Raw genomic sequence first — 15,200 nt, 5'->3', positions numbered from 1 at the left:
AGCGTGTAAGAAGGCGTTACGAAGCAGTTTCAGATTTACGGATGATCGCCATATACATGGCATCCGAAAAGTGCAGGTCAGGCCACAATTGTATTTGCTTTTCATGTCCCAGATTATCCAGCTTTGCTTCTCTGGCAGCGATAGCAGGTCCGTCGAGAAGCTCAGCGTCTGCGTGCTGGTCAAGAAAATTCTTCACAATATCCCGAGTCTCTGCCAAATGAGGAGAACAAGTTGAATACGCCACGATTCCGCCACTGCGCACAGCTTTCCAAGCGGATTCCAATAGCTCCGACTGTAGATGCGTCAGATCAACTGCATCTCCGGCAGCTTTGCGCCACCGCGCTTCGGGACGACGCCGGAGTGCGCCGATTCCCGTGCATGGCGCATCAACCAAAATACGATCGTAACATTGAGGCTCAAGATCGCCGATTTCGCGTCCGTCTCCGAGTCGCAGAGCCACGATATCGTCCCAAGGCTCAATAGCCGATTGAACGAGATCCAAACGGTGTTCGTGAGGTTCGTTGGCATGGATCTTGACCCCGCGTTGTGCTGCTATTGCGGCAAGCGTAGCTGTTTTGCCACCAGGCCCAGCACACATATCCAGCCACAGCTCATCTTTTCCATCAATTGGTGTCGCCGCAAAAGCGCGCGCAACCAGTTGTGATCCTTCGTCTTGCACGCCCGCTTGTAAATCTTGAACTGCAAAAACTCTATGTGGATCACCGCCGCGCAACAGCACAGCTGAATCTACAAGTTTGCCTTGATCGCATTGCATTCGTCCACGTTCAATATCTCGACAAAGCTCGTCTGTTGAAATCTCCCGCGCCACTAAAGCCACATCAGCTGGTGCATTGTCTGCCTTGAGTACCGAAATAATGTCTTTCTTTGAGCGCCCGTTTGCTAAGAGAGACTTCGCAAGCACTCGTACGATCCATTCCGGATGGGAAAACCACGTAGCTATAAATCCGAGCGACGACGTCTTCCCCCCGAAGTCTTCGCGTAGCACCGCCTGCCATTGGGCGAGGCTGCGTTCTGACACTCGCCTCAGCACCGCGTTTATGAATCCAGAGGCACCCGAACCGAGAGTGTTGCGCGCCAGTTTCACTGTCTCATAAATTGCTGCATGCGCTGGCGTATCGAATTCCAAGAGCTGATGCGTTCCCATTCTCAGCAATACGAGAACAGGAAGATCTAAAGTGTCAATCGCGCGCCCCGCTGTGCCATGCGCGATGATTGCATCCCAGCGACCTTGAAATCGCAAAGTGCCGTAACACAAGTTCGTAGCATAGGCTGCATCTTGCTTATTAAGTCGAGCACGACGAATCGATTTTGGCAACTCCAGATTCGCATACGCGTCGTCTTCCGCAACTGCTAAAAGCGTCTCAAATACAACTTCTCGCGCAGGATCGGAAGAACTCCGACCGGGACGCCAGTTCTTTGGTTGTGTATTACTCATTGATCTCATTCTTCAATCTGTGAATAAGCATCGAACTCGAGACGGTCGCCTTTGAGTCCACGTCCCCATGCTTGTGCATCCATCGGTCGTTTACCTGCTGGCGCTACTATGTCCAGTTCGAGAGCCTTAGTAGCGGTGCCAACGCGAACTACTTTGCCAGGCACAATAACTCCCGGCTCAATCGCTGATTCCGATATTGTTGCGCCAAGAATCTTGATTCGTTGGCCCCCCAATGTAGACCACGTGCCAGGCTCGGGATTCATACCGCGAATCTGGTTGTAAATCTCAATAGCAGTTCGATGCCAATTAATTTCGCCGTCACGGGCTCGCAACAAACCAGCATAACTAGGCTCACCAACTTGCTCGTAAAGCGATACGTCACCTTGAGCTAGTTGCGCGAATACTTCAGCAAGATGCTGTGCTCCTTCTTGAGCTAGAATCTCGAGCAGATCTTGTGCATTGGCAGCTGGTGGTATCGGGCGTTCTTTACTTGCCACTATTGGGCCAGTGTCCAAGCCAGCGTCAATCTTGAAAATTGTTGTTCCGGTAGACTCATCCCCCGCAGCTAAGGCTGCTTGCACGGGTGAAGCTCCTCGCCATCGCGGCAACAAAGAAAAATGCAGGTTAAACCATCCCAAGCGAGGAAGCTCAAGAAGTTTCTTGGGAATGAGCAAGCCATACGCGACGACGGCGATCGCATCAGGCGCATAGTTTGCAAGCATTTCTTCCACTTGCTCATCTTTTAACGAGGCCGGCGTATATACGGGCAGTCCGAGTTCCTCGGCGGCTTCGTGTACGGCAGATTTTCGCAACTCACGCTTGCGTCCAACTTTTGCTGGTGCCCGCGTCAAAACGGCGAGCACTTCATGTTCGGAATGAAGCTTTTCTAGGGACGGAACGGCGGTATCTGGCGTTCCAGCAAACAATATACGCACGGTATTAGTCTATTTCCTTCTCTACTATTCACCAAAGACACTGACATAAGAGTCAATCACCACAAGGACATTACTTGCCCTAAGCCTATTTCTCACAGCTCCATACTCTCATAATTGCGGATGTGTATTGATATGAAGCCCCTTCACAGTTCCGTTTACCGAACCTTCTCGCAATACGGTGCGTATTGCCTGGTAAGCCGTTTCTTCGTGCCCTTTGGCAATTCGCAAAAATATTTGTGATGTGTTTTGGTCGATGCGATTTGGACCCACTATTGCGATACCCGGAATCAAATCGGTAATTCCGCCCAGTAACAATGAATCTAGCGGTGGTGGAGAATCACGGTGTTCATTGCGTTGCCAAGCACGAAGTAAAGACAGGAATACCCGAATCTCTTCCCAAATTCCGCGCACTTCAACCCAAGGAGACGCAGGTGGCAGTAGTAGTTCTTGGCGTTCAACAAGAGTTTGGTCTTCCCAACCTTCAAAATCCCATTTTCCGATGGTGTCGATCAGTTCATTGCTCACATCGCCAACCATGAGCAGCTTGCCACCGTCACGCCGAGTCCGCACGCGAGTAGTGATGCGCGCCATCGTACGCAAAAAAGACGACTCGGATTCGAGTTTGCGAGAACGTAACAAATAACCAGAGTCCAACACCACTGCGGCAGAAAAGCCATTGTCTGCAGTTGGTTCGTATCCAGGAGTACACACCACAATTTTTGCTCCAGCCGAAACCTTTTGCGTGTGGTTGTTCATGCCAATCAGATTGATCGATACACGTGGAAACGCTTTTCCAATTTCTTGAGCGGTGCGATGAGATCCAATCCTAATCGGCTTCATTTTTGTAAATCCACAACTGGCGCATGTGAATTCAGAAAATTCTTTTGCACATCGAGCACACTTAAGCGAAGAATCAGGCGCAGGAATTTCTAAATTTCCATCACAGTCCGGGCACCGAGGAATCTCGGCACACCGAGCACAGGCTAAGAGTGGAAGGTACCCTGTTTGGGGCACTACCACAAGAACTGGCCCATGCTCCAATCCCTCACGAATCACCTTGAAAACTGAATCAGGCATGCGCGACCATGGAGCGCCTTCAAAAGCAAACTGATTAGCTGCAAGGATCTGGGCACCCATGTTACGTCGAGCTTTAAGCGTTCCAGATATTGCATACCCCTGACTGTCCATCGTAGCACGCATAGCAATGCTCGGCCCATGATCCAACACCAAAAGTGAAGCGCCTTCTTGCTCGCTTCTTTGCATCAACACATCACGAGCATGTACGTATGGGCTGCGCTTTTCAATATAAGCAGCGTGCAAATCATCCATCATCACCATTAGTCCGAGATTGGCGATGGGCGTCCATACAGCGCTCCTCGTTCCAATAAAAATCCGCGTTTTACCATACAAAGCAGCTAGAAAATGCTTGTACCTGATCTCATGGCTGTCCTCTGATGTGGACACAGCTACGGGCTCACCTGGTAGACATTGCGAAATGAGTTGGGCGAGATTGTGTGCTTGGCGCGGAGTAGGTACCACTAGCAAAACACTCTTATTTTTGTTGAGCATCAATTTAATCGCATACTCAAGCACGTCCATTTCACGGTGAGTAGCAAGCAGATGCATCAGCGCCACGATACGCCGATCTCCTAGCAGCTCTAATTGGTTGCTGTGCTCGTAATAAGCCAAAACCTCTGGGATCTCAGGACGAGCCCAATGAGGAAACGGCACCTCATCAATGCCAAAAAAATCATGCTCGCCTCGTGCATGGCGCTGTGGGATCGCTAAACGCAATACGTCGTTGAGTGAAGCAAGATGAGAGTGAGCAACCTTGCGTGCGAGTTCAAGAATCTGCGGTTGCAGAACAGGCACATTTGACACCACCCGCTGAATTGGTCGCAGTTGACTCATATGCGCAGTGTATTTTGAGCGTCCGACGACGAAACCGTCAACTTTACGCGCACCAATTTCAACCACCACGCGCGCACCAACTTGAAGATCAGAAAACCGCTGGGGAATCTCGTAATCAAATATCCGGTCCATATGCAACACCGGCACATCCACTACAACCTGCGCCACTGGATTTTCAAAATCACGTTTGAGCAATTTGGATTCTGGCAAGATAGAAAGAAGCGCCTCTTGACGACCAAGTTCAGACAACCCTAACGATTGCCCTTCCCCCACATTGAGCTCTTCTCTATCCATAAACTAATTGAACCACATCGCTCCGGCCAAAAAACATTGCCAGTGCCGTTGAGCACACTAGAACGCTGCGAGGAGATCAGATACGCGATCCGTCTTTTCCCAACTAAATTCGTCGAGTTCTCTACCAAAGTGTCCGTAAGCCGAGGTCGTCGAATAAATCGGGCGAAGCAAATCGAGATCACGAATAATCGCAGCTGGACGCAAATCAAAGACTTTCTTCACTGCCCGAGTAATCGCCTGTACATCGGCTTGCTCAGTACCGAAAGTTTCAAGGCGAACCGAAACAGGGTGCGCCCGACCAATTGCATAAGCAACCTGCAGTTCACAACGGTCAGCCAAACCGGCAGCAACCACATTCTTTGCCACCCAACGTGCAGCGTATGCAGCCGAACGATCCACCTTCGATGGATCTTTACCCGAGAAAGCGCCACCACCATGACGCGCCACACCACCGTATGTATCGACGATGATCTTCCGACCAGTCAAGCCGGCGTCCCCCATTGGCCCGCCCACCACGAACCGCCCTGATGGATTAACCAACACCCTTGTGTCGCCAGTAAATAATTCTCCAGCTTCTTCCTTCAAAACTGGCGCAATCACGTGCTCGGTCACCAGATCATGCAAATCAGCCTGATCGACGTCTTCATCATGCTGGGAAGAGACGACGACGGTATCAATACCAACTGGCACCCCGGCGTCGTCGTAATTAATCGTGACCTGCGTCTTGCCGTCCGGACGCAAACCTGCCACGAGGCCACTCTTACGTACTAAAGCCAAACGCTGCGCTAGCCGGTGGGATAAATGAATGGGAAGCGGCATAAAAACGCTGGTCTCGTTGGAAGCATAGCCAAACATGAGCCCCTGATCCCCAGCGCCTTGCCGATCAAGTGGATCAGTATCATGCGCGGTGCGCACTTCCAGAGATGTGTCCACAGAATCGGCAATATCCGGCGACTGTGAACCAATAGAGATCGAAATTCCACACGAATCAGCATCAAAGCCAATACGCGACGACGTATACCCAATGTCCTTCAACGTGTCGCGTACCAGCTGTGGGATTTCCACGTAGGCATGCGTAGTTACTTCACCCAGAACATGCACTAGACCCGTGGTAACAGCAGTCTCTACCGCCACGCGCGCGTGCGGATCTTGCTGCAAAATCGCGTCCAAAATCGTATCCGAGATACGATCGCACACCTTATCAGGATGACCTTCTGTTACTGATTCCGAAGTAAAGGGTTGGTACACCACAGCTATCTCTGTTTCTATCCACTCAATATTTCTGATCTAATTTTACGGGCTGCCGAGCGATTATTCGCCATTGGCTAGTGAGGCAATGACCACGATTAATTCGTGCGCCACCTGTACCTTGTCACCCGAAAACTCGCCTTGCACAGCACCATCACGGTCGACGACGGTGAGCATCGTTGCAACGTCGCCAAAACCACGCGTCTCCCCCACGAGGTTAATCGCCAACAGATCCGCATTCTTCCGACGCGCCTTCTCTTTGCCGAAAGTCAAGTAATCTGTGGTGTCATCTCCCGTTTCAGCCGCGAATCCCACGATGATTTGTCCACTGCGTTGCCTGTTCTGGGCAAGCTCAGCCAAGATATCGGGATTCTTTACGAGTTCGAGAGTGAGCGTATCACTTGAGCGTTTAATCTTCGCGCTACTTGGGTTTTCAATCCGATAGTCGCTCACTGCTGCCGCCATCATTATGACGTCCGCTCTACCAGCAAGATCTTTCATCTGCGCTTCAAGCTCACGAGCGGTACTAACGTTGCGCACTGTCACAACCGGTGCGAGATCTCGCAATCGGAAATCTTCGATATTCGCCGCTACTAGGATAACCTGCGCTCCTGCCGCCGCCGCAGCATTGGCCAAGGCCACAGCCATAGCGCCAGAAGACTTATTCGAAATATAACGCACTGAATCAATCGGCTCGCGGGTTCCTCCCCCGCTTATCGCCACAGTTTTGCCACGGAGCGAATTATTTTCAGCTACTTCATACGACGCCGAGCGTCCGTCTGTTCCACGTAACGCCGTATCTCCGTCTGTTTCGCTTCGCTGCTCAGCCTTGCCGCTCACACCATGAGTATCATGGACCAATTGCGGCTGAGTCTCAGTGAGAATCTCATGGCAGACATCGAAAATCTCTTCGGGCTCACTCATCCGGCCAATACCCGAATCAGGACCCGTCAACGCACCTTCTACTGGGCCAACAAAGCGAAATCCACGCTCAGCCAGCACCGATATATTCTTTTGGGTAGCTGCATTATTCCACATTTCGGTGTGCATTGCAGGCGCTACCACTATCGGGCACGTTGCAACGAGCGCAGTGGCAGTCAATAAGTTATCCGCCAAGCCCGTTGCGAGTTTTGCCAAGGTGTGAGCTGTAGCTGGCGCAATAACCACCAAATCTGCTTGTTGACCGGTATTGACGTGCACGACGTCGTATGCACATTCTTCAACGTCCACATAAACAGGATTTCCGCTCAAGGCTTCGAAGGTAGTTTTACCCACCATCTTAAGAGCTGCGTGTGTTGGCACCACACGCACATTGTGACCGGCTTTTTTGAACAAGCGCACCAAATGTGCCGATTTATAGGCAGCGATGCCTCCAGTCACGCCAACAACAATATTCTTGCTACGGATATGGCTCAGGCCTCCCATCTGGTTATGAGAGGCCTGTGAAAGATTGCTCATCATTCGCCGTACGTGAGGTTAAGCTTGTCTTCTGCGATCTCTTCAAGTGCCAAAGACAGCGGCTTATCTTCAGGAGCCGACGGTACAAGCGGACCCACCTCGGTGATATTTCCATCGCCAGACTTCATTTCCTGACGATATGAGTTAATCTGGCGGGCGCGCAAAGCTCCAAATACCGCGAGAGTGTACTTCGAGTCCACCTTGCTCAACAGATCGTCGATCGCAGGCTTGGTGATTCCCTCGGGATTTGGCTTAGTTCCGAACATGTAGACCTCTCATACGTTCATTGTTCACGCACACAATGTGCACTGGATTATTCTACTCTGAAATTCCCAAAATATGCAGTATTTGTTCGGTGGCATCTGCCACTGAATCATTTACGACGACGACGTCGAACTCCCCTTGCGCATCCAGTTCAGTTTTCGCCGTCTCAAGCCGCCTCGCCTGTTCTTCAGCACATTCTGTTGCGCGTCCAATAAGTCTCGCCTTAAGTTCTTCCCATGACGGCGGCGCGATAAAAATTTGCTTTACCTCAGGCATTGTTTTGCGGATTTGCCGCGCACCATCCAAATCGACTTCGAGGATTACCGTCTTGCCTGCCTCCATAGCCCGCTCTACAGGTTTACGAGGTGTTCCATATCGGTGGACTTTATGGACAACCGCCCATTCGAGCATGTCGCCTGCCGCAACGAGCGCATCAAATTCCTCATTGCTCACAAAAAAATAATCTCGACCATCGATCTCGCCAGGACGAGCCGGACGAGTAGTTGCTGATACCGAATACCAAAGATTGGTGCCGCGCCGAAAAACTTCTTTGAGTACTGTACCCTTACCAACTGCGGTTGGCCCACACACGACGAACACCGATCCTTGATTATTTGCCATGTTTCAATTTTCGCGTGGAATAAAAATAAGTCAAGCTCAGAAAACATTTTCTGAGCTTGACTTATTTAGATGGGGTTCACATCACTTGAAAAGTTCGATAAGAGCTTCTGCCTGGTGTGGTCCAAGACCCGCAACGCGGCGGGATTCCGAAATGCCGATCTGATCCATGATTGCCTTGGCCTTTGCTTGACCAATGCCTGGCATCGACATAAGCAGAGCAGATACCTTCAGCTTGCCAGCAATATCGTCTGACTTAGCCTTCTTGATAACATCGGAAAGCTTTACTGAGCCATCTTTAAGATTCTTCTTGAGCTCAGCACGCTTCTGCCGTACGACAGCTGCCTTTTCTAGTGCTGCCTTGCGCTGCTCTGCAGTTAGGGTTGGAAGGGCCATCACTACCTCCTTGATAGTGCATCAACTAATAGTCGGTCCGACTCTAACCGTGATGTGCGGCTATGAATCGTACTTTGCGGCTAGTCCCATCAACACCCAAGTTTCTAACACTTTGAGTACCAACAGGGCTTGTGCAACTTTATTATTGCACAAGCCCTGCTCACAGGTGCGTTATTTTCAGTGTTTTTTCGCGATTTCTAGGAAAATTTCAAAATTTGAGCCTATTTATTCGACATTTTCATCGAAATTGTCAATTTCATTGGAGTCTAAACCGGATCTTTCGAGATTATGAATCTCAGCGATACGGTTGAGCACACCCATAATAAAGCCCACAGCCTTATCAGTTGAAAAGTCTCGCGCAAGCGCCGTCATCTCGTGTACCACAACCGGAACATCAACATCGAGGTACATAATCTCGGCTGCACCCAAACGCAAGAGATTTCGATCCACGCCACTCATCCGATCCAAAGACCACGCGGGCGAAGCGGCGTCGATAATCGAATCAATCTCATCTGCCCACTCGATATATGTCTCTACGAGAGTAACTCCATAATCACCAATAGGCTGTTGAGCAGTGGAAAGAACTTTGCGCTCGGCAAGCAACTGTGCCAAATCTGAAACTGCTACTGCCCGTGTATCTGCTTCAAAAAGGACGTCCAGCGCTCGTTGCCGCTGTAAGGATCGCCCTTTACGCTTTGGATTCACATGCTTTTTTGCCACGTAAGTCAACTACTCCCGGCTCACGCGCGGTTGATGTATTCACCGCTACGGGTGTCAACCTTGATTTTTACGCCTTCTTCAACAAACAGTGGCACCTGAATCTCGTATCCAGTTTCCAAGGTTGCTGGCTTCGTACCTGCGTTGGAGCGATCGCCCTGCAGACCTGGTTCGGTATGTGCAATCTCCAAGATCACCGACGACGGCAATTCGATGAACAGAACTACGCCTTCGTTGGTAGCAACCACAACATTCTGATTTTCGAGCATAAAGTTCTTCGCATCGCCTACCACATCGGCAGAAATCGGCAGCTGCTCGTAAGATTCGAGATCCATAAAAATGTAGTCGGTACCATCGTTGTAGAGGTACTGCATATCGCGGCGATCAACCGTTGCAGTCTCAACCTTTACGCCTGCGTTGAAAGTCTTGTCAACGTTCTTTCCCGACAGTACGTTCTTGAGCTTCGTACGCACGAAAGCAGGGCCTTTGCCTGGCTTAACATGCTGGAATTCGACAACCTGCCAAAGCTGGTTATCGATCTTGAGCACCATGCCATTCTTGAGATCATTGGTTGTAGCCATGTGATTCCTTACTGTTATGCGCATGTGCGCAAGCTGAAAAAATTCCTTTTCTAGAATACCTGTTTCCCAATCAAATATGGCATAAAGATCTAAAAATGAGTGGCGAATAACGTCATCATCTCTGCCAAACGTTAATTCCACCAACAAGAGAAAATAGCATTTTGCCGTCCAGATGCATCCTCAAAATGGCTCACTTTTCAAGCAGCCGACCACAAATGCGTTCAATATCTGCTACCACATCAGCAATCGCGATATCAGATGTGTCGATGATATCGGCTGTGAGCACCTGCATCATCACTTCAAATCGCGAATTCAATTCACGCAAAGTTTTTCTTGGCAGTACTGGATTCACTCCTCGGTTTCCCATCAAGCCATTTCTTAGCATGAGTTTTGAGATATTAGCGATTAAGCCAACGACGTACACGTTTCCCTGTGTGTATTCAGCCGCTCGTAGCTGTTCAAGTGTCCGTGACACAACAGGATCAATTGATGTACCGTCGTCGTCACAGATCAATTGGCTTGGCAACGCTAGTGCGTAATCCGCCGTCGGAAAACGCTCAATATCGCGAACCAACTGCATAAAGATATCCCGATAGATGCCGCGAAGCGAGGCAAGATCGTCGTCGAGAATGTATTGCTCGGGCGTGCGCCCAGTGCTATGAACTATCGAATCAATATCCGCCACAATCCAGCCGCGTTTATCCAGTTCACGCACTGCGGCACTTTTACCAGTACCCGGTGCACCAATGAGAAAAACTACCGTCATGCCGTTATACCGATCTTTGCAAAAGCAAATTCCAATGATTGTTCGCTCGGCTCGACCAAAATCTGCGGCTGAGCAATATCAGCCAAAACAACAAAACGAAGCTGATTTGCCCGAACTTTCTTATCCGAATACATAGAAGCTAACAACTCTTTGGCATCGGTATGTGAATACTCCACCGGCAATCCCACACTTGCGAAGGCATTGCGGTGAAAATCAGTGAATCCAGGGGCTGCGATACCCTCAGCCTCAGCCAAAGCAGCTGCAAAAACGCATCCGATTGCCACGGCATAACCGTGTCGATACCGGTAATTTTCTGCCAATTCGATGGAATGCGCCAGAGTGTGGCCATAATTGAGAATTTCGCGCAAACCTGACTCTTTCAAGTCTTCGCCCACGACGCGTGCCTTGACTGCTACCGCCATCTCAATGAGCGAAATGAGAGCTGGGTGCTGCGCACTTACAACAGTTTTTCCAAACTTCGCAATAGTATTGAGGATCTCAATGTCTGCAATAAAACCACACTTAATGATTTCGCCAAACCCTGCTAAGAGATCTTGATAAGGCAACGTATCAAGGCACTCGACATCACACAGCACCGAATACGGCGGGTAGAACGAGCCCACCAAATTTTTGCCATGCCGCGTATTGATGCCGGTTTTGCCGCCGACTGCGGCATCGACCATAGCAAGCAACGTGGTAGGCATATGGATGACCGCCACGCCTCGCAGCCAGGTAGCGGCGATAAACCCGGCCAGATCCGTCGTCGCGCCCCCACCGATGCCGACGACGACGCCGTCACGCCCGATATGATTCTCACCTGCAAAATCCCACGCCTTCGCAAGCACATCAATCTCTTTTGCGTCCTCTGCACGCGGAACTTCAAATAAACAAGCAGGCGTTCCCATGTCTTGTAGTGTGTGGCAAACTTTTTTCCCAAGAATAATCACATCTGGAGCACATACGACCATCACCGAAGCAAAACTACTTGCTTGACTCAATAACCGTGGTACGAGGTGTGCGCCAATATGAACATCGTAGGGATGCTCCCCTGCCACCTGCACAATCCGCTCTGGCTCGGTCAGCACACGATAAACTTCATCAACCACGTGAGCCACTGGCTTAGAATCAGAACAAAATGTATGCGAAGCCAAACTCTGATAAATAGCCATCCGATCTTTACGAAGCCGCCGAATTCCCGCTACCGGATCGCTTTGCAGGAGTGGTCGTACCGTGCGTGAATTGGTGATTCGTTCAATGAGAACATCGTCAGAAGCATCAATCAAAAGCACAGACATCGAGGCAAGTGCTTGCCGTGTGGTGGCATCGAGCACTGCACCGCCGCCAAGCGACAATACGCCGGTGAAGTCCTGGAGCGCATTTTGTATGATACGTGCTTCAATCTGACGGAATACTATCTCACCGTCTTCGGTAAAAATATCGCTAATATTGCGTTTCGTTTCTTTTCGAATAAGCGCATCCGAATCGACAAATGGAACTCGCAAGCGCTCGGCAAGTAGCCTGCCTACCGTCGATTTGCCAGCTCCTGGCATTCCAATGAGTATCGCACGAGGTGCCACTATCTACGGACCTCCGGAATCGATTCTTGCCATGCCTTGAGATTACGCTGCGTTTCCGCTACAGAATCTCCACCAAATTTCTCATGGAGAGCCTTCGCCAGCACTAATGCAAGCATTGATTCAGCAATAGGTGCTGCCGGCACTACAGCTGTGGTATCAGAACGCTGATGTAAAGCTTTTGCAGCTTGTCCAGTTCGTGTATCAATAGTTTGTAGGGCATGTGGAACGGTCGAAATTGGCTTCAAAGCCACACGAACCACCACGGGTTGCCCATTGGACATTCCGCCTTCGATACCGCCAGCTCTGTTCGAGAGTCGAGTGAGTTCTTCGCCCTCACGGACAATCTCGTCGTGCGCGTAGCTCCCCCGCCTACCCGCGGACTCAAAGCCATCACCGATTTCAACACCTTTAACCGATTGAATCGACATCATCGCACCAGCTATCTGTGCATCAAGCCGCTGATCTGCAATGCAGTATGTGCCTAAGGCTTGGGGAACACCATAGGCTATTACTTCAACTACACCACCAAGGGTATCTCCATCTGCCTGAGCTGCATCAATTTCGGAGCGGAATCTCTGTGCTAAGTCAGGATCTAAGGTTCGCACATCCGATAAGTCCAGGGTTTGGGTATCGCCTGCTTGCGGCACGTAACTGCCGCGCACAGCTTTTTGAGAACCAATTTGTACCACGTGCGATACGATGTCGATTCCGGCAACTTGCTTCAAATAGCTCGTAGCCAAGCACCCCAAAGCAACACGAGCAGCTGTTTCACGAGCCGAAGCACGCTCAAGAACAGGTCGAGCATCATCAAAGCCAAATTTGTTCATGCCAACAAGATCAGCATGACCTGGACGCGGTGTGGTTAGCTTCTTATTGCGTGCGAGTTCTCGTTCATCGCCAGTACCAGCATCAATGAGCAGATCGCTCGGATCCACTGGATCAGCACTCATCACTGTTTGCCATTTCGGCCACTCAGAATTTCCTATTTCAAGTGCAATGGGCGAACCAATAGTCATTCCGTGCCGAATCCCCGAAACAATGCGAAGCGAGTCTTGTTCGAATTTCTGGCGAGTGCCACGTCCGTAACCACTCCGGCGTCGTTCTAAGGCGTACTCGATTTCTTGAGAAGAAACGTACACTCCCGCCGGCATGCCTTCAAAAAGGGCGATTAATGCCGGGCCATGTGATTCACCTGCAGTACTCCAACGCATCATGATAAATATTGTGCCATGTTGGCAAACATAATACGTCTTCAATCGTCACGTGAGACGTTGCACCGGAATCAATATGAGCTCTACTGTCCATGCGATTGCAACGATAAAAGGTCCGAATGCAATATGGCGTGCTAGTTTTCCACCACTTTCCGTACATGGCACTCCCCCGCATATTCCTTGCGTTGCACCAATTCTTCGCGCTAAAAATGCTGCCAACGCTAGTAATGAGGAAATCAGCAGCACCGCTAGAATCCACTGAAATCCATCAGTAGCTACAATCAGCGCCACTAGAAAGAGCAATCTCATGTCACCGGTACCTAAATAGAGCCGTGATTGAGCATCCTCGCGTGTATTTCGCAAAACTGCAGGCAAGCATACGAGCAGAACGCATGCTATTCCAGCTAGTAAAGAATAAATGATCGTTCCTATGTCTGCACCTAAATACACTTCATAAGAGATCCGCATCAAGGTGGCGATACCCGCAAGTTGCGTCCATCCCACAATTAAACAGAAAGTACGCATATCAATCACGGCATTGACAAACAATGGCACGAAGATTGCAGCTAAAATGCTTGCTTCGGTCGCTGACCAGCCGGCAACTGTTCCGATTCCTACCGATACGGCATAAACGATGAAGCAGAAGGCTACAAGCGAAATCGGACTAAATACGCCCAAGGTGGAGCTCATGCGGTAACTACTAAACATTCTTCAACGTTAACGAGATCGTCACTAAGCGCACCGTGTACAATCTGAGTCCGTGGAAAAACACTGCACTTCACGCGCACTGTGGACAACCGCCGTCAAAAGTATTTCTACCGAGCGCGCGTTCCACACCTTACCGCGGATAGACCAGTCTTAGCACCAAGCAATTTCAGCAATGCCAAAGGTCAACGGCATCACTACACAGATTCTAAACGATTCCTCGAGCACTCAATTGTGTCTCAAGTGCCTCTCGCATAGCCTTTTCATCGGCTAATTCGCCAGTAAACAATCGAACTTGATCAACGGCTTGGTGCAACAGCATTAGCCAACCCGGAACAATCGTCGCGCCCAATGGTTGTGCGGTAGAAAGCAGCGCACTTGGATAGGGATCATAGGCAACATCCAGCACCACATTATGTAACGTGCTTTCACGTTTCCCAAGCTCAGCCGCTATAGGATCAGCAGCATGAGCAGGCAACGTCGAAATAACCAAATCCGCAGCTTCTATTTCGGTAGCGCTTTGAGCTAATGGAATAGCGTCCACATCGAGATTGAGCCGGTGTGCAGCGGTGAATACACCAGGACCCGCCAATCGGCGAGCACATACCGCAAGCGAATCTGCACCGAGCTCGATTGCAGCAGCAAGCGCGGAACTCGCCGTCGCCCCCGAACCGAGAATCACAACGCGAGAAAAATTCGTTTTCTCACCAGCACATTCACGAACTGCACGAACAATTCCTGCAACGTCAGTATTGAATCCAACTCGCATCGATGTGCTGCCAGTAGGTTGGAATACCACAGTATTTACTGAACCTACCGCTTTTGCCAGCCCGTCGACGACGTCGCAAACACCGAGTGCTTCTTGTTTAAGTGGCATCGTCACCGCGATGCCTGCCCATCGCCCACTAATACCGTCGAGAAAATTCCGTAATTGACCTTTTTCTACACGATACCGATCAAAACTCGCATATCTTGATCCTGCACCGTGCAAAATCGGAGACATGGAGTGCTCGATGGGGTCGCCAACTACACCTGCATGTTTAAGCTCGGAGCTCATAATTGC

Annotated in this window: 15 protein-coding genes; all 15 read right to left on the bottom strand. The window is 50.2% G+C overall.

Going from position 1 to position 15,200, the window contains the following annotated elements:
• Positions 1-16: 16 nt before the first annotated feature.
• Complete coding sequence (locus EZJ44_RS03230) at positions 17-1,456, bottom strand: RsmB/NOP family class I SAM-dependent RNA methyltransferase (RefSeq protein ID WP_131280048.1); 1,440 nt, start codon at positions 1,454-1,456, stop codon at positions 17-19.
• A gap of 5 nt (positions 1,457-1,461) precedes the next feature.
• Positions 1,462-2,391 (bottom strand): methionyl-tRNA formyltransferase, encoded by a 930-nt coding sequence (gene fmt / locus EZJ44_RS03225; protein ID WP_131280046.1) that lies wholly within the window; start codon positions 2,389-2,391, stop codon positions 1,462-1,464.
• Positions 2,392-2,499: 108 nt separating this feature from the next.
• Positions 2,500-4,596 (bottom strand): primosomal protein N' family DNA-binding protein, encoded by a 2,097-nt coding sequence (locus tag EZJ44_RS03220; RefSeq protein ID WP_131280044.1) that lies wholly within the window; start codon positions 4,594-4,596, stop codon positions 2,500-2,502.
• Between the two features lie 57 nt (positions 4,597-4,653).
• Positions 4,654-5,847, bottom strand: a complete 1,194-nt coding sequence (gene metK, locus EZJ44_RS03215) for a methionine adenosyltransferase (RefSeq protein ID WP_131280042.1) — start codon at positions 5,845-5,847, stop codon at positions 4,654-4,656.
• Between the two features lie 60 nt (positions 5,848-5,907).
• Positions 5,908-7,302 carry a bifunctional phosphopantothenoylcysteine decarboxylase/phosphopantothenate synthase gene (locus EZJ44_RS03210; protein WP_241658567.1) on the bottom strand — a complete coding sequence of 465 codons (1,395 nt, stop codon included), beginning with the start codon at positions 7,300-7,302 and terminating at the stop codon, positions 5,908-5,910.
• On the bottom strand, positions 7,302-7,568 hold the full coding sequence (rpoZ, locus tag EZJ44_RS03205; protein WP_131280040.1) for a DNA-directed RNA polymerase subunit omega: 267 nt from the start codon (positions 7,566-7,568) through the stop codon (positions 7,302-7,304). The genes EZJ44_RS03210 and rpoZ overlap by 1 nt, the downstream gene beginning before the upstream one ends.
• A gap of 52 nt (positions 7,569-7,620) precedes the next feature.
• The gene (gmk, locus tag EZJ44_RS03200; RefSeq protein WP_131280037.1) at positions 7,621-8,187 is read right to left on the bottom strand and encodes a guanylate kinase; all 567 of its coding nucleotides are present in this window, start codon (positions 8,185-8,187) and stop codon (positions 7,621-7,623) included.
• Positions 8,188-8,268: 81 nt separating this feature from the next.
• Positions 8,269-8,580 (bottom strand): integration host factor, actinobacterial type, encoded by a 312-nt coding sequence (gene mihF / locus EZJ44_RS03195; protein ID WP_131280035.1) that lies wholly within the window; start codon positions 8,578-8,580, stop codon positions 8,269-8,271.
• A 225-nt stretch (positions 8,581-8,805) separates the two neighbouring features.
• Positions 8,806-9,300, bottom strand: a complete 495-nt coding sequence (nusB, locus tag EZJ44_RS03190; protein ID WP_165496093.1) for a transcription antitermination factor NusB — start codon at positions 9,298-9,300, stop codon at positions 8,806-8,808.
• Positions 9,301-9,320: 20 nt separating this feature from the next.
• Positions 9,321-9,878: an elongation factor P gene (gene efp / locus EZJ44_RS03185; RefSeq protein WP_131280031.1), complete on the bottom strand. Its 558-nt coding sequence runs from the start codon at positions 9,876-9,878 to the stop codon at positions 9,321-9,323.
• Between the two features lie 190 nt (positions 9,879-10,068).
• On the bottom strand, positions 10,069-10,644 hold the full coding sequence (locus EZJ44_RS03180) for a hypothetical protein (protein ID WP_131280029.1): 576 nt from the start codon (positions 10,642-10,644) through the stop codon (positions 10,069-10,071).
• Entirely contained in the window at positions 10,641-12,221 is a 1,581-nt protein-coding gene (aroB, locus tag EZJ44_RS03175; RefSeq protein WP_206661835.1) for a 3-dehydroquinate synthase, read from the bottom strand. The genes EZJ44_RS03180 and aroB overlap by 4 nt, the downstream gene beginning before the upstream one ends.
• Positions 12,221-13,435 (bottom strand): chorismate synthase, encoded by a 1,215-nt coding sequence (gene aroC, locus EZJ44_RS03170; RefSeq protein WP_131280024.1) that lies wholly within the window; start codon positions 13,433-13,435, stop codon positions 12,221-12,223. Before aroC ends, aroB begins: the two co-directional genes overlap by 1 nt.
• 45 nt (positions 13,436-13,480) lie before the next feature.
• Entirely contained in the window at positions 13,481-14,140 is a 660-nt protein-coding gene (locus tag EZJ44_RS03165) for a hypothetical protein (RefSeq protein WP_131280022.1), read from the bottom strand.
• Between the two features lie 205 nt (positions 14,141-14,345).
• Positions 14,346-15,194, bottom strand: coding sequence for a shikimate dehydrogenase family protein (locus EZJ44_RS03160; RefSeq protein WP_131280020.1), 849 nt, complete (start codon positions 15,192-15,194; stop codon positions 14,346-14,348).
• Between the last annotated feature and the right edge of the window lie 6 nt (positions 15,195-15,200).

The sequence above is a fragment of the Arcanobacterium bovis genome (assembly GCF_004331995.1).
In the GTDB taxonomy this organism is placed as follows: Bacteria; Actinomycetota; Actinomycetes; order Actinomycetales; family Actinomycetaceae; genus Arcanobacterium_A; species Arcanobacterium_A bovis.
Note: the sequence above shows the minus strand (reverse complement) of the source record. Positions and strands in the feature narration are given on the sequence as shown.

What these genes read in the sequence shown, in the direction of transcription:
- EZJ44_RS03230 (WP_131280048.1), bottom strand. Translation starts at nt 1,456, where the DNA reads ATGAGTAATACACAACCAAAGAACTGGCGTCCCGGTCGGAGTTCTTCC.
- EZJ44_RS03220 (WP_131280044.1), bottom strand. Translation starts at nt 4,596, where the DNA reads ATGGATAGAGAAGAGCTCAATGTGGGGGAAGGGCAATCGTTAGGGTTG.
- EZJ44_RS03210 (WP_241658567.1), bottom strand. Translation starts at nt 7,302, where the DNA reads ATGAGCAATCTTTCACAGGCCTCTCATAACCAGATGGGAGGCCTGAGC.
- rpoZ (WP_131280040.1), bottom strand. Translation starts at nt 7,568, where the DNA reads ATGTTCGGAACTAAGCCAAATCCCGAGGGAATCACCAAGCCTGCGATC.
- gmk (WP_131280037.1), bottom strand. Translation starts at nt 8,187, where the DNA reads ATGGCAAATAATCAAGGATCGGTGTTCGTCGTGTGTGGGCCAACCGCA.
- mihF (WP_131280035.1), bottom strand. Translation starts at nt 8,580, where the DNA reads ATGGCCCTTCCAACCCTAACTGCAGAGCAGCGCAAGGCAGCACTAGAA.
- efp (WP_131280031.1), bottom strand. Translation starts at nt 9,878, where the DNA reads ATGGCTACAACCAATGATCTCAAGAATGGCATGGTGCTCAAGATCGAT.
- EZJ44_RS03180 (WP_131280029.1), bottom strand. Translation starts at nt 10,644, where the DNA reads ATGACGGTAGTTTTTCTCATTGGTGCACCGGGTACTGGTAAAAGTGCC.
- aroC (WP_131280024.1), bottom strand. Translation starts at nt 13,435, where the DNA reads ATGATGCGTTGGAGTACTGCAGGTGAATCACATGGCCCGGCATTAATC.
- EZJ44_RS03165 (WP_131280022.1), bottom strand. Translation starts at nt 14,140, where the DNA reads ATGTTTAGTAGTTACCGCATGAGCTCCACCTTGGGCGTATTTAGTCCG.
- EZJ44_RS03160 (WP_131280020.1), bottom strand. Translation starts at nt 15,194, where the DNA reads ATGAGCTCCGAGCTTAAACATGCAGGTGTAGTTGGCGACCCCATCGAG.